The following is a 19,665-nucleotide window of genomic DNA, read 5'->3' as shown; positions in this document are numbered from 1 at the left end:
AAATTCCCCAATCATCTTTAGATGATTTGAGCTATTAGCTTGGGAATTGATTCCCAAGCGGTCTGGATGTCTCACCCACCGCTCCCACCGCTCCCACCGCTCCCCCCGCTCCCACCGCTCCCACCACTCCCCCCGCCTCCTCCGCCCCTTCCGCCTCCATTCCCCATTGAGAAGCGTTATAAAGTGGAAATGGGGTGTCTTCCCCCCCAGACGAATTCCGTTCAATTCCAACCCATTTCACCCCCAGTAGCCATGCAAATTCCGCACAAGCTCCCGATCGCGATCGGACGACACCAACTCGGCGCGGCCCTGATCGGACTTTTGGCCCTGATGTACGGCCCCCTGCTGTTCCACTGGTACGACGGCTGGCTCAACAAAAGCATCAGCATCGAACACGAATATTTCAGCCACGGCCTGATCGGCTTGCCCTTCGCCGCCTACATCGCCGGGACGAAGCGCCAGGAGTGGGAACGACTCCCCGACCACATTCACCCCCTCGGGGGCTTTCTGCTGGGACTCGGCGGAGTCATGTATCTGAGCAACCTCTCCGATTTGGTGAATCTCTCCTTTCCCCTCGTCCTGGCCGGACTTTGCCTGTGGCTCAAAGGGATGCCGGGGTTGAAATTGCAGCGGATGCCGCTGCTGTTCGTGTTGCTGGCGACCCCGAACCACCTGCCCTATTTGATCGAGCCGCTGGCCTTGCCCCTGCAAGAGTTTATTGCCAACGTCGCCGGGTTCATCCTGATCCAGTTCGGCCTCCCGGTGACGGTCGATCAGATCTATCTCTACGTCAACCAGCAAATCGTGGAAGTCGCCCCCCACTGCGCCGGGTTGAAAATGTTATTCACCAGCCTCTATGTGGGGTTGATGTTATTGTATTGGACGGGTGCGATCGCTTCGAGAACCAAGACGATTCTTTTTCTGGTCGGCGCGGCTTTGACCAGCGTGGTGGCAAATATTCTCCGCAATACCCTGCTCACCTTGTTTCACGGCACGGGTCAAGACGGCCTGTTTCACTGGCTCCACGAGGGATGGGGAGGAGATGTCTACTCCGCCAGTATGTTGGGTCTGTTGGTTCTCCTGATGAACTGGATGCAACACAATTTCCCCGACGAACCCGAACCCGAAAACCATGAACAAATCAGCCCAGAATCTTGATCCGACTCCGGAAACCGACGCCGCTTCCCCCACCCCCAAACACCGCTTCAAAGCGTCTCACTGGCTGCTGTTGGGATTTTTGGCGCTCTTGCTGGTGGTGGGGACCCTCCCCGGCTACTTCCGGGGGGGATGGCTTTGGTCGGATTTTCCGCCCCTGTCCGTCTTACCTGAACTCCAGGCCATTCGCAAAGACGGTTTGAGCGTGCCGGGGTGGACTGTGGCGAACCAGAGGCTCATCCCGGTGGGGGGAAAAGAATGGTCGTTGCAGACCCTGGAACGGGACGGCGAGGAAGCGCTGCTGTTGCTGTTTCCCCAAAATTATTACAAGGATCAACCCCACGTCGAATGGATGGATCTCAACGGGTTTCAGCGGTGGAAAACGGATTCTTACCGCCACCTCAAATTTGGGGGGGATGATTCCGAGTCCGCCGCCGTCAGCGCCCGATTTTTCCGGGCTTGGACTTCCCGGCAAACCTACGCCGTCCTCCAGTGGTACGCTTGGCCCGACGGCGGTTCCCCCGCGCCTTCCCGGTGGTTTTTCGCCGATCGCAAAGCCCAACTGAAAGGCGATCGCGCCCCCTGGGTGGCGGTCAGCGTTCTGCTCCCCATCGAGCCCTTGGGTAACATAGAGGAAGTGGAGCCCCTGGCCGAATCCCTCGGCGAAGAGATTCAAACGGCACTAAGGTCAACGACATTTAAAATTGATAATTGACAATTGATAATTGATAATTATCAATTTGTTTTTCTGCCGGGGTGGCTCTTGTCAAACCGACTCCCGACTCCCTAATACCGACTCCCGCCATGTCCGATCGCTTTCGTTCCGCTCGATCCTTTTCTCTGGCTGTCCTCTACTCGATTTGTGGGGCGATACCATTGGCGATCGGGATTTGGGGTTCGGAGTCCCGCGCGGAAATTCCCAGCCGCTGCGTCCTGCCCCAATCCTACGTCAATCAACCCCTGCCGCGAGTTGGAGAACCGGCCCGAGTCGAACCCAACTGGCCCGACCTGTTGGAATTGTTCCGCAATCCCGACAGTCCCACGATGACCCAGCCGTCGGCGATTCCGGTGGAGCCGTCCATATTTCAGGGGCCGATCGGCGATCGCCTGAAAAGTTACGAACTCGGCCCGGGCGACCAAATTTTTATCGATGTCATCGTCAACGGCCAGCGGTCGGCCGAATTGACCGTCCCCAACGCCACCATCGGCCCCCAAGGGTCCCTGGTGATGCCCCTGATCGGGTTGGTGGAGTTGGAAGGACTCACTTTGGAGCAAGTCCGCCAAGATATTTTGTCCCGAGTGGCCCGGTTCGTCAAAAATCCGGAGGTGGTGGTTTCCCTCGTCAACCAGCGGCCGGTGCGGGTGACGGTAACGGGAAAGGTGGCCCGGCCGGGTTTTTATCCCCTTTCGGCGCCCGAGTTGGTGGTCGCCCTCACCACCGCTGGGGGAACCACCAGCGCGGCGGATCTGCGGCGGGTGGTGGTGCGGCGGACGCTCCCGGACGGGAAAGTGCTCGAAAGCGAAATCGACCTGCTGACGCCCCTGCTGCTGGGCCTGAAACCGCCGGACGTGCGCCTGAGCGATCGCGACGTGATCCTCGTCCAGGCCCAAGAAGTCAGCCCTACCCAAGGCTCCGAGCGCGACCTGCTGGAAACCTACAGCCTCGCCGCCACGCCCACCCCGGCCCAGGTGACGGTGGTGGGGGAAGTGGTCAAACCCGGTTTTTACGCCCTTCCGGCCGGTGGCACCCGGGTCTCGACGGCGCTGCTGGCGGCCGGTGGCGCCACCCTGACGGCCGACTTGCGGACCGTTTTGGTGTGTCGCACCACGGTAGACGGCCGGGTTCTGGAAGATATCGTCGATCTGTACACCCCCCTGGCCGAAGCGACGGCCATCCCGGATGTCTCCCTCTCCAACGGGGATTCGATCATCGTGCCGAAACTGCCCCCCGATATCGACGAGCGGGACTACGATCGCAAATTGGTCGCCAATTCCACCTTAGTCACCCAGCAGATCACCGTCCGGATTCTCAGCTACGCCGGTAATACCGTCGGTGCCGTGGCGTTGCCCAACGGTAGCACCTTCATTGACGTACTCGGCAACGTCCCCCTGGAAACCGGCGATCTCGAAGAAATTGCGCTGATCCGATACGATCCGCAACGACGCCAACCCATCACCCGCATTCTGAACGGAAAAAGCGTGCTGATGGGCAATCCGGAGGACAACATCCTCCTGCAAGACGAGGACGTGATCGTCGTCAACCGCAACCTGATCACTCGAATTACCTATTTCCTGAATACGTTTACCCAACCCTTCCGCGATATCTTGGGATTTACCCTCTTCTTCCAACAACTGACCGATTCGGCCGAAAATCTTTTCGGTCCGGCGGCGGGCGAGGAGGGAACCAACTCGGGCAATGGTGGGAATTCGGATAATAATAATTAGGGTGTCGGGTGGGGGGAAACCGTCCCTCGTGATCGACGGGCGGCGATCGATGAATTCCCCTCCACTTCTTCTACAGGTTCAAGCCAACCCCAAGTCGGACATTTTGAAGTTATGACTCTACCGATTGTCAAACGATATCTGATTGCCTTTGAACATTACAAACTCGCCGGCTTGGCGACGTTCGTGGTCGGCTTGGGGGTTTCCGGGGCGGTCGGCATGATGTTGGAATCCCCCCCCAAACCCCCTTACGAGGCGACGGGAGTCCTGACCTACAAAAATCCTCCGGTTCTGTTTTCGGAAACGGGTCAGAGCATCCGACAACAGGGACAGCAACTCACAGACCGGATGTTGCTTCAACCCCGGGTGATCGAGACGGTGCTGACGAGTCTGGCCCTCGATCCCCGGCAGTTTCAAAGAAGTTTGAAGGTGGTGGTCAAGAATAGCGAAGAGGGGGGCGGATATATTGAAGTCAAATATAAAGATGCCAGCCGCGATCGCACCGTCGAGGTGGTGAACCTGTTGATGGAAGAGATGATCGAACAGAGTCGTCTGATCAATACCGAACACCTCCGCAATATTATCGACACCATCCGCGATCGCATGGGACCGGCTGAAGCGGAGCTTCGGGAAGCTCAAAATACTCTGGAAGATTACGACAAGCGGGAAGGTGCCACCCTGTTGGCTTTGGAGAGCGGCGCGCTACCCCAATCGATCATCGCCAATGACAATCAGCTCGAACAGTTGCAACTCCAACTCGAAGCCTTCGACGCCCAAATTGCCAGTTTGGAATCCCGGCTGGGTTTGACGGTGGATCAGGCCTATGTCTCCCAGGCTCTCACCGCCGATCCGATCATCGCCGAATTGCGGGTGCAACTCTACCAGATTGAATCCCAGTTGGAATTGCTCCGCAAGGATTACACGGACGCCTACCCACCGGTGGCGGAACTGCTCAAGCAAAAACAGGCCGCGGAGCGACAATTGCAGGAGCGGGCTTCGGAAGTCCTTGGTGGGGACGGGATCGTCGCCCCCCTGAGACGGGTTGACCAAATTCGGGTCGATTCGGCCCTAGACCCGGCCCGACAGCAGCTTGCCCAAAATTTGATCGCCCTGCAAACTGAGAAAGAAACCCTGGTTCAACAGATCGAAAGTACCCGGGAGGTGGGGGAAAAATTGCGCCGGGAGTACGCCACCATCCCCAACAAGCAAATGGAGAAACTCCGCTTGGAGCAACAGGTGGCTTACAAACAGGCGCTCTACGACAAAATGCAGGCCCAGTTGGCTGATGCCCAGGCGGCGGAGGCGGAAACCGTCAGTAGTTTGCAGGTGGCTCAGGAGGCGTTTGCCCCGGATGTGGAGGAACCTCCGCCCCCGCCCAATTTGATTTTGGTGATGGCGATCGGCGGATTTGGCGGGGTCGTCGGCGGTGCGGTGCTGATTTTCGTGTTGGGAATGTTGAGCGGCCAATTCTACACCTGGGAGGAAATCCAGGGGGCGTTCCGGGAGCGGGAAGTGCCGGTTTTCGGGGTCGTGCCCAATGTCATGCTGTTGGACGACCATTTTGAGGAGATGCCGTTGCTCCTCAATCCTCGATCGCCCTATTTGGAAGCCTACGAAAAGGTGCGGAGCAGTTTGTTCCGCGGCACCGAAACCGCCCCCACAGTGGTGCTGATCACCAGCACGAAGGGGCCGGAGGGCAAAACGCTGACGGCTTACAATTTGGCGATCGCCACGGCCCGGGCCGGAAAGCGGACGCTGCTGATCGAGGCGGATCTGCGATCGCCCTCCCGGGTCGAAAAATTGCGGTTGGCCCCCGATCCCCAGGGGCGGGTGGAGCCGCTGCGCTATTACGGGGATTTGAACGAGTGCATCCGCCTGGTCCCCGATATCGCCAATCTCTACGTTATTCCCTCTCCGGGGCCGCTGCGGGGGGTGACGACGGTACTCGAATCGAGCGAGATGCGCCGACTGCTGCGGGAAACTCGCCATCGATTCGACGCGGTGATCGTCGATGCACCCGCTTTGAGCGACAACAACGATGCCCTGACCCTCGAACCCCTGACGGACGGCATGGTGATGGTGGCCCGGCCCAGTTGCACCGCGTCGGCTCAGATGAATCAACTCGCGGATCAGTTGATGGAAGAGGACGATGAAGAAGCGGAGTCCAAAAAATACCGCCCCCGCCTCCTGGGAGCGATTATCAACGGGGCGGATATTCAGGTCGATTTCGACGAAGAGGAGATGGAGGGCGGGGAAACTCAACCCGCGCCGAGCGCCTTGGAACAACCCGCCTTACTGCCAGATGACGAATCCATCCTGCAATTGCCCTCCCGAACCCGATATTAATTGATCATTGTCGGTTGTCAATTTTCGCCCCCGTCCCACACTCGAATTGTTGAAAGCGCCATCGAATCCCGTGCAAATTTGGCAGGCCGACCTCAATTTGGAGCCGGCTCAAATTCATCGATTTGAAAAACTTCTCGCCCCCGACGAGGGGGAACGGGCGCGGCGGTTTCGCTTCGATCGCGATCGCATTCATTTCACGGTCGCCCGCGGCATCCTGCGCCAAATTTTGAGTCCCTTGGCCGGCGTTTCTCCGGAAGATTTGACCTTCGGTTACGGCGATCGCGGAAAACCCTATTTGACAACCGGAAATGAGGGCGGAAAACTCCAATTTAATGTCTCCCATTCCGGCGGACGGGCGCTGTACGCCGTCGCCTTCGAGCGGCGCGTGGGGGTCGATTTGGAGTCGTTCCGACCCGTGGAAGGGTGGCAACTGGCGCGGCGATTTTTCTGCGATCGCGAATCGGAAAAACTGCGTTTGGAATCCCCTGTGGAGCGACAGACCGCCCTATTTTTCCAGCTTTGGACGGCAAAAGAAGCCTTTTTAAAAGCGACGGGAACCGGATTGATCGGCTTGAAAGATGTGGAAATATTGTGGAATAATTCCAGGGAAATATACCTGTCAAAAATCGCCGGAGATTCGGTCAATAACTGGAGTTTAAAACCCCTGAATTTGGGCGAAAATTGGGCTGCTTCCGTGGTCGTAGAAGGTCGGAATTTAGACATCGAATCCACGCCCAAAATCTGGGACTTTCATCGAGCATTCCAGTCGTCCTGATCGGGGGAGCCGGGGGGAATCAAAAATCGTCCACCAGGGAACTCAGGCGCTTGAGGAGCGGATCGGTTTCCTCTTCTGCGGGCGGTTCCGGCGGGGGGGCAGGGGCGGCATCCGGCGGCGGTTCGCCGTTGTGCCGAGTCGGCGGTGACATTTGGGACGCTTGGGCGATCGCATCCGTGGCGACATCGAGTTTCTGGGCGATCGCCGTTTGGAATTGGGCCAGTTGCTGGGCGAGTTGGAGCACCTGTTTTTCGAGTGGCTCGGTTGAGTGGCTCTGAGTCGGAGTCTGAACGCGACGGTCCAACTCCGCCAATTGCGTCTGAAGCTTCGAGAGACCCTCTTCGATGCGCCGCAGGTTGGGAGGGGGGGGAAACGGGCGATCGCCCGGCGCTTCCGAAGCCGTCGCGGCCGGTGTCGTCGCGCCCGGCGCCGAACCGGAAACGGACAGAAACTGCCACAGGGCTTGCTTGCAGAGGTTGCTGAAGGTTTGATATTTCGTCAGAGACAGCTCTTTTTCGATCGCCTCCAATAGCGCTTGATCGGCGGCATCCTCCGTAAACGTAACAGATTGAGTCAGTTTTTTGTTAGCCCAGAGCATAGTTGAGAGTTCAGACGTACCGGCAAACCCGAAATCAGATGACCCCAGTGTATCAGAAGTCCGGTTCGCCGCAGCCCATCTCACCGACTCCCCGCCGGGCGAAACCCGACGGGGTTGAGGTCCGGCGGGAGAATCGGCGGCCCGCTCGACTACCGTTTGGCGAGTTGAGCTTCTCCGTAAACGAACTGTCCGAGGGCGTTGGCTTGGCGGGCCGGCTGGGCTAGGTGCGCCCGCAACTGAGCCTCTTTGAGCAGGGGTTGCAGGTCTTGCCAGAAGAATTCGCCGCCGCCCCCCGTAATGACGACATCCGTTACCCGTTCGGGCAGCCATTTCACCAGGCGATCGGACAGGTCCCGGGCGAAGACTTTCCGCAATTCCGGCACGATCGCATCCAAATCCGCCGGTTTGGTCGCCCCCCGAGGACGGTAGAAGCGCTGCCCCTGGGGTTTGTGAACCGCTTCGAGCAGGAACAGGGATTGGGAGTCGGCGCCCTCGATCTTGCTGGCGACCTGCTCGTAAAACTTGCTCATGGCAAACACTTCGCTCTGGGAAACCCCCCGGGCGAACCGGAACTTGTCCACGGTCAGAAAGTCGGTGGTCTGGTGTCCGACATCCACAACCGCCACGGAGAGCTCGGCGAAGTTGGGCATATCCTTACCCCCTTGAGCTTCGCACCAGATCAAACTACCGTATCCCTCCGGCATGACGCGGACGCTCTTAATATCGACGACGATCTGATCGCCCCGGAAGATCAACGTATTCGGACCGCTCAGAAGGCTGACGATCTGCTCTTTCTCCCGCTCGAACTGCTCCTGAGAGTAAAAAGGCAGGCCCAGCACCACGTCGAGATCTCCTTTTAAATTGAAATACCCCACGCAGGCGAAGATCTTGATCAGGGCATCGTTGATCTTGGAGGGATTCTCCTCCGGGTTGCCACCGAATAAACTGGCGCCGAAGTCGGCCGCGAGTTGCCCCACCGCATAGCCGGTACCCTGGTATTCCAACCAGAGATCCAACAGCGGGTCGGTATTTTTGGATTCAAAACCGCCCCCCCGAGCTTTTTCCACACTCAGTTGGGCGACGTTGGAGGGGATAAACACCACGTCGCCCGGGTTGCGCGTCACGCCGGCTTTGGTCGCGGTTCGCCCCAGGTCAATGCTGAGGATCGTCGATCGCCCCCCGACACCGGCAGTGGTGACTTTGGTGGTTGTGGAAGCTTTGGCTAAGGGAGATTGTCCGGGTCCGGGATGTTTGTCAATCATCTAAAAAATCCGTTACTTCTCGAAGACTCAAAATTATAATGCCTCATCTTTTGCCAGTTGCGTCCACGAAGATTTTCCTTTCACCCACAAAGATCCGGGTGTGCTCGGTACTCGGTGGGGCGGAGGAAGCCTATGAGGCCACTGGGGCCGAGGGGCACGAAGCCGGCAAATGAATGGATAATTGTCAATTGTCAATTTTTCCCCACTCCCCCGTCCGAGTTGCTTTATTACGGATTGTTACGTTAAATTTAGTTAAGATTATGAATATCTTCAACTCGAGCCGTCCACCCGGCTGCGCTTTAAAAAGCTTGATGTCTAGGATACAGAGGCAACTGAATTTATGAAAACATCTTGGAGAACCATCCTGCTCTGGACGATCCCGGCCCTCGTGATCGGGTTCTTCCTGTGGCAGGGGGCGTTTGCGACATCCCCGACGGATATCGCCCAAAACAATACGGCAAGCACTCGCATGAGCTACGGCCGATTCTTGGACTACCTGGACGCCGGGCGCGTCACCAGCGTTGATCTCTACGAAGGGGGTCGGACAGCGATCGTGGAGGCGGTCGATCCTCAACTGGACAATCGAGTTCAGCGGCTGCGGGTGGACCTGCCCAATAACGCGCCGGAATTGGTGTCCCGCCTGCGGGATGCCAACATCAGCTTCGACTCCCATCCCCCCCGCAACGACGGGGCGATTTGGGGGCTGCTGGGGAATTTGGTGTTCCCGATCTTGCTGATCGCGGGGCTGTTCTTCCTGTTCCGCCGCTCCAATAACGTCCCGGGAGGCCCCGGTCAGGCCATGAACTTTGGCAAATCCAAGGCCCGGTTCTCGATGGAAGCCAAAACTGGCGTTCTGTTCGACGACGTGGCGGGCGTCGAGGAAGCCAAGGAAGAGTTGCAGGAGGTCGTCACCTTTTTGAAGAAGCCGGAACGCTTCACCGCCGTCGGCGCCCGCATTCCCAAGGGCGTGCTCCTCGTCGGACCGCCCGGAACGGGTAAAACCCTCCTGGCTAAGGCGATCGCCGGGGAAGCTGGGGTTCCCTTCTTCAGCATCTCCGGTTCGGAATTCGTGGAAATGTTCGTCGGGGTGGGGGCATCCCGGGTGCGCGACCTGTTCAAAAAAGCCAAAGAAACGGCCCCCTGTATCGTGTTTATCGACGAGATCGACGCCGTGGGACGGCAGCGCGGCGCCGGCATCGGCGGCGGCAACGACGAGCGGGAACAAACCCTCAACCAGTTGCTGACGGAAATGGACGGGTTCGAGGGCAACACGGGGATCATCATTATCGCCGCCACCAACCGCCCCGACGTCCTCGACTCCGCCCTGCTGCGTCCGGGACGCTTCGATCGCCAGGTGATCGTGGATGCCCCCGACATCAAGGGCCGCCTGTCGATTTTGGAAGTCCACGCCCGCAACAAGAAATTGGCCGATGAGGTGTCTTTGGAAGCCATCGCCCGCCGCACCCCCGGATTTACCGGGGCGGACCTGGCGAACCTGTTGAACGAAGCCGCCATCCTCACGGCCCGCCGCCGCAAAGAGGCTATCACCATGCCGGAAATCGATGATGCGGTCGATCGCGTCGTCGCCGGCATGGAAGGGACTCCCCTGCTCGACGGCAAAACCAAGCGCCTGATCGCCTACCACGAAGTCGGACACGCGATCGTTGGCACTCTCATCCCCGCCCACGATCCGGTTCAGAAAGTCACCCTGATCCCGCGTGGACAGGCTCGGGGCTTGACCTGGTTCATGCCGGACGAAGACCAAGGCCTGATTTCTCGGGCGCAGATTATGGCCCGGATTACGGGGGCTCTGGGGGGCCGCGCGGCGGAGGATGTCATCTTCGGCGATGCGGAAGTCACCACCGGCGCCGGCGGCGACCTACAGCAGGTGTCCGGGATGGCCCGCCAGATGGTGACTCGCTACGGGATGTCTGACCTCGGTCCGCTGTCCCTGGAATCCCAGCAGGGCGAGGTGTTCCTGGGCCGGGATTTGGCGACCCGCACTGAATATTCCAACCAGATCGCTTCCCGCATCGACTCTCAAATTCGGGCGATCGCCGAACATTGCTACAACGACGCCTGCCAGATCGTTCGCGAAAATCGGGTGGTCATGGACCGCCTCGTTGACCTGCTGATCGAGAAAGAAACGATCGACGGCGACGAATTCAGGCAAATTGTGGCGGAATATACTGAAGTTCCCGAGAAAGAACGCTTCGCCCAAGTCCTCTAATCCGACTCGGAAATCCGTTGGAAATTTTGACCCGGCCTCTCGAAGAAGCCGGGTTTCTTTATTGTGAATGAATCGATTAAACTGTTATGGCAGGCAATAGCCAAGAGGCAACAGGCGATCGGGCGAAACCACCTCCATCGTCCGGGTTCCACCATCGGTCTATATCCGAACTGTTCTGGCTATTGCTGCAATAAAAAATAAATGGATAATCAGGCAACCTGACAGATGACCACACCAGCAGAATATCAACAACGTCGCGAACGGTTGATGGCAAAAATTGGCGGCGGTACGGCGATTTTCCGAAGTGCACCGATGGCCGTCATGCACAACGACGTAGAATATTCTTACCGCCAAGATAGCGATTTTTTCTACCTCACCGGATTTAACGAACCCAATGCCGTCGCCGTCCTCGCCCCCCACCAGGAAGAACACAAGTTCGTCTTATTCGTCCAACCCAAAGATCCGGAAAAGGAAACTTGGACGGGATACCGGGTCGGGGTTGACGACGCCAAAACCGTTTATGGGGCTCACGAGGCTTATTCAATTGATGAATTGGACGAAAAACTGCCCCAATACCTCCAAAAAGCCGATCGCATCTATTACCGTTTGGGACGGGATAAAAAATTCAACGAAACCGTCCTCAACCACTGGCAAAAGTTGATGCGGGTTTATCCGAAACACGGCACCGGACCGATCGCCATTCAAGATGCCGGAACCCTCCTCCACCCCCTGCGGTTGGTGAAAAGTGAATCGGAATTGGAACTGATGCGAAAGGCGGCGCAAATTTCCGTGGAGGCCCACGAGCGGGCGCGGGAATTTGCCCGACCCGGACAGTACGAATATCAGGTGCAAGCGGAACTCGAATATCTGTTCCAACAACACGGTGGAACCCCCGCCTATCCTTCCATCGTCGCCTCCGGAAAAAATGCCTGCATCCTCCACTACATTGAGAACGATCGCCGGATGGAAGACGGGGATTTATTATTGATTGATGCCGGTTGTTCTTACGGGTATTACAACGCCGACATCACCCGGACGTTTCCGATCAACGGCAAGTTTTCCCGGGAACAAAAGACGATTTATGAGTTGGTTTTGACAGCTCAAATTGCTGCGATCGCACAGGTCAAACCGGGCAATCCCTACAAACAATTCCACGAAACGGCGGTGCGGGTTCTGGTGGAAGGATTGATGGATTTGGGATTGCTGCAAGGGGATATCGAGGAGATTATCAAGGAAGAAAAATATAAACCCTTTTATATGCACCGCACCGGCCACTGGCTGGGGTTGGACGTGCACGATGTCGGCGTTTATCAGTGGGGCGAAGAACCGCAATTGTTGCAACCCGGACAGGTGTTGACGGTGGAACCGGGGATTTATATCGCCCCGGATATCAAACCCGTGGAAGGACAGCCGGAAGTGGACGCACGGTGGCGGGGAATTGGCGTCCGAATTGAGGATGACGTGTTGGTGACGCCGGACGGCTGCGAAGTCCTGACGGCGGGGGTTCCGAAGTCGGTGGAGGCGATGGAACGTTAACAGAACGTGAGTTCAACTCCCAACCCTTGGTTGTTGCGCTTTAGCGCCTCAGAGTTCATGGGGGCTAAAGCCCAACAACGCCGATTAGAACCCGGGGTTAATTAAATAATTATAAAGAATCGGAAGACCCCGATCGCACGACAACTAAAATATTGTCATTTCTTCTAGAATATCTGAAGACAATGCTGGCAAAATCTTGGCATTTCGTTCTCGCGCTGAGTGCGATCGCTTCGTTGACGGGTTTGGGAACGGATGCGATCGCAATCCCTAGTTTTTCTTCCCAGGAATCTGAACCCTTTCCAATTGCCCAAACTGCGGCGGGTTACTGTACCGTCGCCGACCCGACCGGGACGCCTTTAAATGTGCGTGCGACTCCGGGGGGAGACATTATCGGCACTTTGGATAACGGGGAAGTGGTCGCCGTGGGGGTGACGGACGGCAGCGAGGGACCGGAGTGGACTCGCATTATTCAACCCTACGAAGGTTATGTTTGGAGCGACTATTTGACCGACTGTTCCTAATTGATATCAAATTCGGCGAAAGGGCGCAAGGTTGGCGCCCCGGCACCCCGAAAGTTGATTTTGTATGATCGTGAAATGGGTGGGATCGCGCCGCGAAAGAAAGGGTTGACGGATGGCGGCGACTCGTGGTAGGATTTGACTATATTCTCCATAATGGGAGTGGTTGCAAAAATAAAATTTTGTCGCCTATTCCCATTATAAAAATAATAGCACGAAAAAAACAAAAAAGAAAGGGGAAGCGGAAAAAAAATGTGTCCCCATGCTCAAGTCAAAAAAATGTGAACCCGTCATTTCAATTTCCAGAGTTGTCGGGCTTCTATAGCCGGTTCGAGTTGTCCGTATTTCGCCTCAACCAATTCGCGCAGGTTTTCGGAGGGTCGAAATAGGAAGAGAGTCGAATTTTCGGGAATCAGGGATAAATTAGGTTCCGGGTCCATCAAAATCAATTCCACATCATCATCGAGCAAGTAAGCGAGGGAAATCAAGTCGCCCATATTCGTGCCGTTACCCGAATCGGCAATCAAAACCGGGGCATCCGCCGCGTTAATTTGTGTGGCAATTTGAGCGTTAAAATAGCTGAGGTTTTTGCTCCACCAGGTCGATGCAGTGGCACTCATGCCGAGAGAAACGAGACTCGCCGTCAGCAGCAGGGCGAAAATTCCCCGCCAGAGATATTCCCCATCGAACAAGGATTGGCGGCCGGTGCTGAGGTGAGTTCCCAGCAAAAAGGCGACGGAAATTTGAACAGCCGGAAAGCAACAAATCAAATAGCGTGTGACAGCCGATCGCTGTCCTCCCAGCAACAAATCCGGCAACACCAACAAGATAAATGGCACAAAAATTGCGGTGAGAATAAATAGGCGAGTCGGGCGATCGGTCATCTCGCCGAGATAAAATAGGGCCGCCAGAATCAGGAGCAAAAACGGCAGGCGAAAAACGTAAGTCCAGACATTATAAAATCCGAAATCGATATCGACCAATAAAGACGTGAAACCGAGGATCCAAAATTTAGCCAAGTGGAGCAAATCGACCGATTGTTCTGCCCAGCTAGTACGGGATTGCAGGTCAGAAAAATTATTGATAATAATAAAAATCCAGGGGCTATAAAGAATCGGAAGTAAAAGGATGGCGACCGGAAATTTGGGAATCGAAAAACGGCCGCGGGACGGGATAACGGGCGGGGGTTCGGACAAGAAAATTAACAGTCTCCAGGCGACGTGGCCGGCGATCGCGAGGCTAAAAAAGAGATGGGTGTACAAACCCAAGGTGCAGGCGAAAATGTAACATCCCCACCAGAAGCAATGGTCAGTGCGGACGGCTTTGAGCAAAACCAAGCTGGCGGCGATGATGAGTGCCGTCATTAAGCTATATTGGCGGGCGGTTTGGGCGAACAGTAGGTCAAAAGGAGAGAGGGCGAGTAATGTGGTGGCGGTTAAAGAAATGAGGGGAGATTGGAAGAGTTCCCAGGCAAGGGCGTAGATGAGGGGCAGGGAAATGAGGCTGATCAGGGCGGGAAGCAGGCGGGAGGCGAAAATGGAACCGCCGAAGCCTTTCATCCAACCCCGGGCGATGAGATAGTACAGGGGCGGGTGGTGGGGGTTGGTTTTGAGGGATTCGACGGTGTCGGCGGCGGTGCTCTTGGGTTTGGGGCGCTGGTATTTGAGGAGATCTGGGGGGGAAAAGATGCGATCGCCGAATAAGTCCGCACTCACTTCCTCGGCGGTGAAGCCGGCCGATCGCAAATTGGTGTAAACTTCATCATGCCAGTACACTTTGCGATCGAGGGCGACAAAGCGAAAGGCCACCCCGATGCCGATGGCGACGATCAACACGAACATGAGGAGGCGAGGGTGTCGGTTCACGAACACCTGGGGCTGATAGAGCATTCCTGGAATTGATGATTTTCGTTCAATCATAAAGGCAGGGATTTCTCCCTGCCTCAAGATTTGCACAAATTGGTTGTTTAGATCAAAGCGATCGCGCCGTCAGGTTCGAGTTTAGTACAGCGAACCGGAGGGACGGTGGACGATGAAGCTAAGAACCTGGCACTGCTTCACGTTGTCGAAGCCCATGACGCGGATGAAGCACTTAGGATACTCGCGGCGGCACTCATCGATCTCGGCCATCACTTCCCGGACGGTGGTGGCGTTGAACAGGGGCAGCTTCCAGAGGGTCCAGTAGTGCTGTTCGGGTGCGGAGGACTCGCTGAATTCGACCCCGGCGATGAAGCCCTGCTCCAGGATGTACTGGATCTGCTTCTGCATTTGGGCGTCGGTGAGGGGGGGCAGGTAGGAGAGAGTTTCGTAACGGCGCTCTTTGGGTAGTGTTTGCATGGTTCGTTTTCGGTGTAATTGTTGGGGGTCGATATGTTGAGTTTTCCACCCCTCGACCCGAACGCACCGCTAGGGGTGAGGTTCCGAGTCGGGGGTCGATTCGGTTTGGGGGTTGGATTCGGAAACACTCAGTTGCGTCATGCGTTCGAGGTAATGACGGCGGTGTTCCATATTGGCCTGCTGAATTCCGGCGCGGACCATTTCCGGCAGGTAATCGGCGATCTCTTCGGCCAGATGCGATCGCACGGTGAGGACCCGAAACGCCAGTTCCTGGTTTTCCCGGAATAACTCCTGCAGGTAAACCTCGCCGTCCTGAATTTTGCCCGTCGAGGAAAACCCGTTGAGCCAGATCGCCAAACCCGGATTGGTTTCCCGCAACTGATTCGCGATCGTCCGGACAGCCTGGTAAGTCAGGTAACTCGTCAGTACCTTGGTCGTGTCCTTGGCAACTTTTTTGATATCCATGTTCCGAGACCAACCCCAATCGAGACTTCTAGTTTGAGATATTGGATTGAGTTGTATCCGCAGCTCTCCGAAATTGTCAAGTCAGACCGGATACGCCCAATCCAAATCCCTCCCGAAATCTCCGGGGACTTACAGGGTGTCCATCGCCTCGAACTCGAACTTGATTTCCTTCCACAGTTCGCAAGCCACGGCCAGTTCAGGGCTCCACTTGCAGGCTTCGCGGATGACGTCGCCGCCTTCGCGGAACAGGTTGCGGCCTTCGTTACGCGCCTGAATGCAGGCTTCCAGGGCGACGCGGTTAGCCGTCGCGCCGGGAGCGTTCCCCCAGGGGTGTCCCAGGGTTCCGCCGCCGAACTGCAGGCAGGAATCGTCGCCGAAGATTTCCACCAGGGCGGGCATATGCCAGACGTGGATACCACCGGACGCCACGGGCATGACACCGGGCATGGAGGCCCAATCTTGGGTGAAGAAGATACCGCGAGAGCGATCTTCTTCGATGTGGTCTTCCCGCATCAAGTCCACGAAGCCCATCGTGATGCCTTTTTCGCCTTCGAGCTTACCGACGACCGTGCCGGAGTGCAGGTGGTCGCCGCCGGACATCCGCAGACACTTGGCGAGGACGCGGAAGTGGATGCCGTGGTTACGCTGACGGTCAACAACGGCGTGCATGGCGCGGTGGATGTGCAGCAGAATGCCGTTGTCGCGGCACCAGCGGGCCAGGGTGGTGTTGGCGGTGAAACCAGCCGTGAAGAAGTCGTGCATGATGATCGGGGTGCCGAGCTCTTTGGCGAATTCGGCCCGTTTCATCATTTCTTCGCAGGTGGGGGCGGTGACGTTCAGGTAGTGACCTTTGACTTCCCCGGTTTCGGCCTGGGATTTTTCGATCGCCTCTTGGACGAACAGGAAGCGATCGCGCCAGCGCATGAAGGGCTGGGAGTTGATGTTTTCGTCGTCTTTGGTGAAGTCCAGACCGCCTCGCAGGCACTCGTAGACGGCGCGGCCGTAGTTCTTGGCGGACAGACCCAGTTTCGGCTTGATGGTGCAGCCCAGCAGGGGACGGCCGTACTTGTTCAGTTTGTCCCGCTCGACGGTGATCCCGTGGGGGGGACCTTGGAAGGTCTTCAGGTAGGCGACCGGAATCCGCATATCTTCCAGACGCAGGCCCCGCAGCGCCTTGAATCCGAATACGTTCCCCACGATGGAGGTCAGCATATTGGTGACGGAACCCTCTTCAAACAGGTCGAGGGGGTAGGCGACGAAGCAGAAATACTGGTTGTCTTCGCCGGGAACCGGTTCAACGTGGTAGCAGCGACCTTTGTAGCGATCGAGATCCGTCAGCAGGTCGGTCCACACCGTCGTCCAGGTTCCGGTGGAGGATTCTGCCGCGACGGCTGCCCCGGCCTCTTCGGGGGGAACACCGGGTTGAGGAGAAACGCGAAATGCAGCCAGAATATCTGTGTCTTTGGGCGTGTAATCCGGCGTGTAATACGTCAGCTTATAGTCTTTTACACCAGCCTGATACCCGGCTTTTGATTTGGTTTGGGTTTGAGAGTAAGCCATAACTCCTTTATATCTCCCTTCTTAGGAATCGCTCTTTATTTCGGTCGATTTGCCGAATCATTAAAATAGTATCAACAAATGGATTCAGTTAACCTTGAATATTGTTAATATTTACATAACATTTGTTTATATTTCTTTTCAAAAAGCTACATTTGGCGATTTTCAAAACAAGGATCGTCCTCCCATATCATCAAATGGGAAAAAATAATATTAAATCTTGTAAACTCATGCCGTCATTCCCGTTATCTCAGGAGTTTGCCCCGCCCGGTTGATACACGGAGCAGCCAATTTGTCAAGGTTTCCCGGCGAATTGAATCGAAAAACCGATCGCGATTCAATCGCCCCGGCCCCCTTCAAATCGGCGGTGAATTCGTCAAATGGGCGATCGACTGGCAAAATCCTCGACGACTCGGGACGATCGCCGGCGATCGCCCCCCCGGCTCGAAATGGCGGGGACTCGCGGGTGAAAAAGCCAGATCGGAGCGGGGAGGGTATGATCGTGTCTGTAGTCCAGTGCCGACTGGGGGGGGATGTCTCGGCGAAGCCGACCCGCTCCCGACGATCGCCCATTCTGCGGAGGAAACAGCCCTTGATTCAGGCGACCCTGCACCAATTAAAAGTATTTGAAACCGTCGCCCGCCACGGCAGCTTTACCCGGGCGGCGGAGGAATTGCTGATCACCCAGCCGACGGTTTCCAGCCAAGTCAAACACCTCGCCCAAGGGGTGGGCTTGCCCCTATTCGAGCAAATCGGCAAACAACTGTACCTGACGGATGCGGGCCGGGAACTCTTGGCCACCTGCAAAGATGTCTTTGAACGGCTCGACAACTTCGAGATGACCGTCGCCGACCTCAAGGGCGCGAAACAGGGGCGGTTGCGGCTGGCGGTGGTGACGACGGCCAAATATTTCATCCCGCGACTGCTCGGATCGTTCTGCCAGCATTATCCGGCGATCGACATCGCCCTGCAAGTCGTCAACCACGAGCAGATCACCGAGCGGATGCTCGAAAACAAAGACGACCTCTACATCTTGAGCCAGCCCCCCGAAGACATCGACCTATGCAGCCAATCCTTTTTAGATAATCCCCTGGTGGTCATCGCCCGGGCCGACCACCCCCGGGCTCGGGAAAAAAACATCCCCATCAAAGCCCTCGACGACGAACCTTTCATCATGCGGGAATCCGGTTCCGGGACCCGGCGGGCCGTGCAGAAGTTGTTCGAGAAGCACAAAATCTCGGTGCGGGTGCGGTTGGAATTAGGGAGCAACGAGGCCATCAAACAGGCGATCGCGGGGGGATTAGGAATTTCCGTCCTCTCCCAACACACCTTATACTCGGAGGGGGACAGCAAAGAATTCGCCATCTTGGACGTCGAGTCCTTCCCCATCCAGCGGCGCTGGTACGCGGCCTATTTGCACGGCAAACAGCTCTCGGTCGTCGCCCAAACCTTTCTAGAGTATCTCCTCAAATGCGATGAATCCAAATGACCTGGCATTTGCCCCCGCCCTCGCACAGGCGCAACTGATCCGCAAAGGGGAGATTTCCCCCGTGGAGTTGGTGGAACTATACCTTGATCGCATCGAACAGTTCAATCCCCAACTGGGCTGTTACTTTACCGTCACGGCGGAAACTGCGATCGCCCGCGCCCACACCTGCGCCGAAGCCCTGGCCAAACCGGGCGCCGAGGTCCCCCCGTTTTGGGGCGTCCCCATCTCCATCAAAGATCTCAACCCCGTCGCCGGAGTCCCCTGCTCCTACGGTTCCCAGGTCCTCAAGGATCGGGTCGCCGCCTTTGACGATGGAGTAGTCGCCCGCATCCGCGAGGCCGGATTCATCATTTTGGGCAAAACCGCCACCCCGGAACTCGGTTCGCTCCCCTACACCGAACCCGAGGGATTTCCCCCCGCCCGCAACCCGTGGAACCCGGACTATACCCCCGGGGGTTCCAGCGGCGGGGCGGCGGCGGCGGTGGCGGCGGGACTCTGTGCGATCGCCCAGGGGTCCGACGGCGGCGGCTCCATCCGGGGTCCGGCCTTTTGCTGCGGCGTGGTGGGCATCAAACCCAGCCGGGGCAGAGTGTCCCACGCCCCCGTGGGCGACTACCAGAACGGCATTTCCACCAACGGCCCGATCGCCCGCACCGTAGCCGATGCCGCCGCCCTGCTGGACATGATGTCCGGCTACATCACCGGCGATCCCTACTGGTTGCCCGATCCAGAGGCTTCATTTTTGTCCGCCGCCGGCCGCCCCCCCGATCGCCTGCGGATCGCCGTTTCCACGGAAATTCCCCCCGTCGGCACCGCTTCCGAGGCCTGCCAAGAAGCCGTGACCCAAACCGCCGGCCACCTGGAAGACCTCGGCCATCTTAAAGTAAGCGCAATTATTGAGCGTGTAGAGGCACTTTGATAATGCCTTTGAGAATCCAGCTTTGGATTACTTAAGA

The 19,665-nt window shown here is 57.0% G+C and carries 16 protein-coding genes; 10 read left to right on the top strand and 6 right to left on the bottom strand.

Annotated features, from left to right (window positions below; all coding sequences use genetic code 11):
- The first annotated feature begins 252 nt into the window (after positions 1 to 252).
- The 5 genes from crtB to LKE08_RS19530 all read left to right on the top strand — a co-directional run bounded on the left by crtB (position 253) and on the right by LKE08_RS19530 (position 6,718).
- Positions 253 to 1,158, top strand: coding sequence for a cyanoexosortase B (gene crtB / locus LKE08_RS19550; RefSeq protein WP_324705929.1), 906 nt, complete (start codon positions 253 to 255; stop codon positions 1,156 to 1,158).
- Complete coding sequence (locus tag LKE08_RS19545) at positions 1,133 to 1,870, top strand: cyanoexosortase B system-associated protein (protein WP_324705928.1); 738 nt, start codon at positions 1,133 to 1,135, stop codon at positions 1,868 to 1,870. Before crtB ends, LKE08_RS19545 begins: the two co-directional genes overlap by 26 nt.
- A gap of 89 nt (positions 1,871 to 1,959) precedes the next feature.
- The gene (locus LKE08_RS19540; protein ID WP_375341445.1) at positions 1,960 to 3,600 is read left to right on the top strand and encodes an SLBB domain-containing protein; all 1,641 of its coding nucleotides are present in this window, start codon (positions 1,960 to 1,962) and stop codon (positions 3,598 to 3,600) included.
- Positions 3,601 to 3,711: 111 nt separating this feature from the next.
- Positions 3,712 to 5,943 (top strand): AAA family ATPase, encoded by a 2,232-nt coding sequence (locus LKE08_RS19535; RefSeq protein WP_324705926.1) that lies wholly within the window; start codon positions 3,712 to 3,714, stop codon positions 5,941 to 5,943.
- A gap of 70 nt (positions 5,944 to 6,013) precedes the next feature.
- Positions 6,014 to 6,718 carry a 4'-phosphopantetheinyl transferase superfamily protein gene (locus LKE08_RS19530; protein ID WP_324705925.1) on the top strand — a complete coding sequence of 235 codons (705 nt, stop codon included), beginning with the start codon at positions 6,014 to 6,016 and terminating at the stop codon, positions 6,716 to 6,718.
- 19 nt (positions 6,719 to 6,737) lie between these two features.
- Here LKE08_RS19530 and LKE08_RS19525 read toward each other — a convergent pair whose 3' ends face one another.
- Together LKE08_RS19525 and LKE08_RS19520 are read right to left on the bottom strand one after the other, a co-directional pair.
- Positions 6,738 to 7,316, bottom strand: a complete 579-nt coding sequence (locus tag LKE08_RS19525) for a hypothetical protein (protein ID WP_324705924.1) — start codon at positions 7,314 to 7,316, stop codon at positions 6,738 to 6,740.
- Positions 7,317 to 7,465: 149 nt separating this feature from the next.
- Entirely contained in the window at positions 7,466 to 8,578 is a 1,113-nt protein-coding gene (locus LKE08_RS19520; protein ID WP_324705923.1) for a ParM/StbA family protein, read from the bottom strand.
- Between the two features lie 340 nt (positions 8,579 to 8,918).
- Between LKE08_RS19520 and ftsH2 the strand changes: the two genes are divergently transcribed.
- From ftsH2 to LKE08_RS19505, 3 genes are all read left to right on the top strand, one after another.
- Complete coding sequence (ftsH2, locus tag LKE08_RS19515; RefSeq protein ID WP_324705922.1) at positions 8,919 to 10,808, top strand: ATP-dependent zinc metalloprotease FtsH2; 1,890 nt, start codon at positions 8,919 to 8,921, stop codon at positions 10,806 to 10,808.
- Between the two features lie 225 nt (positions 10,809 to 11,033).
- Complete coding sequence (locus tag LKE08_RS19510; RefSeq protein WP_324705921.1) at positions 11,034 to 12,344, top strand: aminopeptidase P N-terminal domain-containing protein; 1,311 nt, start codon at positions 11,034 to 11,036, stop codon at positions 12,342 to 12,344.
- A gap of 182 nt (positions 12,345 to 12,526) precedes the next feature.
- Positions 12,527 to 12,865 carry an SH3 domain-containing protein gene (locus LKE08_RS19505; RefSeq protein ID WP_324705920.1) on the top strand — a complete coding sequence of 113 codons (339 nt, stop codon included), beginning with the start codon at positions 12,527 to 12,529 and terminating at the stop codon, positions 12,863 to 12,865.
- Between the two features lie 287 nt (positions 12,866 to 13,152).
- Here the strand turns inward: LKE08_RS19505 and LKE08_RS19500 are convergent, their stop codons facing one another.
- The 4 genes from LKE08_RS19500 to LKE08_RS19485 all read right to left on the bottom strand — a co-directional run bounded on the left by LKE08_RS19500 (position 13,153) and on the right by LKE08_RS19485 (position 17,223).
- Entirely contained in the window at positions 13,153 to 14,751 is a 1,599-nt protein-coding gene (locus tag LKE08_RS19500) for a glycosyltransferase family 39 protein (RefSeq protein ID WP_324705919.1), read from the bottom strand.
- A gap of 111 nt (positions 14,752 to 14,862) precedes the next feature.
- Positions 14,863 to 15,198: a ribulose bisphosphate carboxylase small subunit gene (locus tag LKE08_RS19495; protein ID WP_324705918.1), complete on the bottom strand. Its 336-nt coding sequence runs from the start codon at positions 15,196 to 15,198 to the stop codon at positions 14,863 to 14,865.
- A gap of 69 nt (positions 15,199 to 15,267) precedes the next feature.
- On the bottom strand, positions 15,268 to 15,663 hold the full coding sequence (locus tag LKE08_RS19490) for a chaperonin family protein RbcX (RefSeq protein WP_324705917.1): 396 nt from the start codon (positions 15,661 to 15,663) through the stop codon (positions 15,268 to 15,270).
- 129 nt (positions 15,664 to 15,792) lie between these two features.
- Positions 15,793 to 17,223, bottom strand: a complete 1,431-nt coding sequence (locus LKE08_RS19485; protein WP_324705916.1) for a form I ribulose bisphosphate carboxylase large subunit — start codon at positions 17,221 to 17,223, stop codon at positions 15,793 to 15,795.
- A 589-nt stretch (positions 17,224 to 17,812) separates the two neighbouring features.
- Between LKE08_RS19485 and LKE08_RS19480 the strand changes: the two genes are divergently transcribed.
- Positions 17,813 to 18,709, top strand: a complete 897-nt coding sequence (locus tag LKE08_RS19480) for a LysR substrate-binding domain-containing protein (protein ID WP_324705930.1) — start codon at positions 17,813 to 17,815, stop codon at positions 18,707 to 18,709.
- Entirely contained in the window at positions 18,696 to 19,628 is a 933-nt protein-coding gene (locus LKE08_RS19475) for an amidase (RefSeq protein ID WP_375341444.1), read from the top strand. Before LKE08_RS19480 ends, LKE08_RS19475 begins: the two co-directional genes overlap by 14 nt.
- Positions 19,629 to 19,665: the final 37 nt, after the last annotated feature.

The organism is Lyngbya sp. CCY1209 (genome assembly GCF_035615495.1).
Lineage (GTDB): Bacteria > Cyanobacteriota > Cyanobacteriia > Cyanobacteriales > Microcoleaceae > Limnospira.
This window is presented reverse-complemented; position numbering and strand designations above follow the sequence as displayed.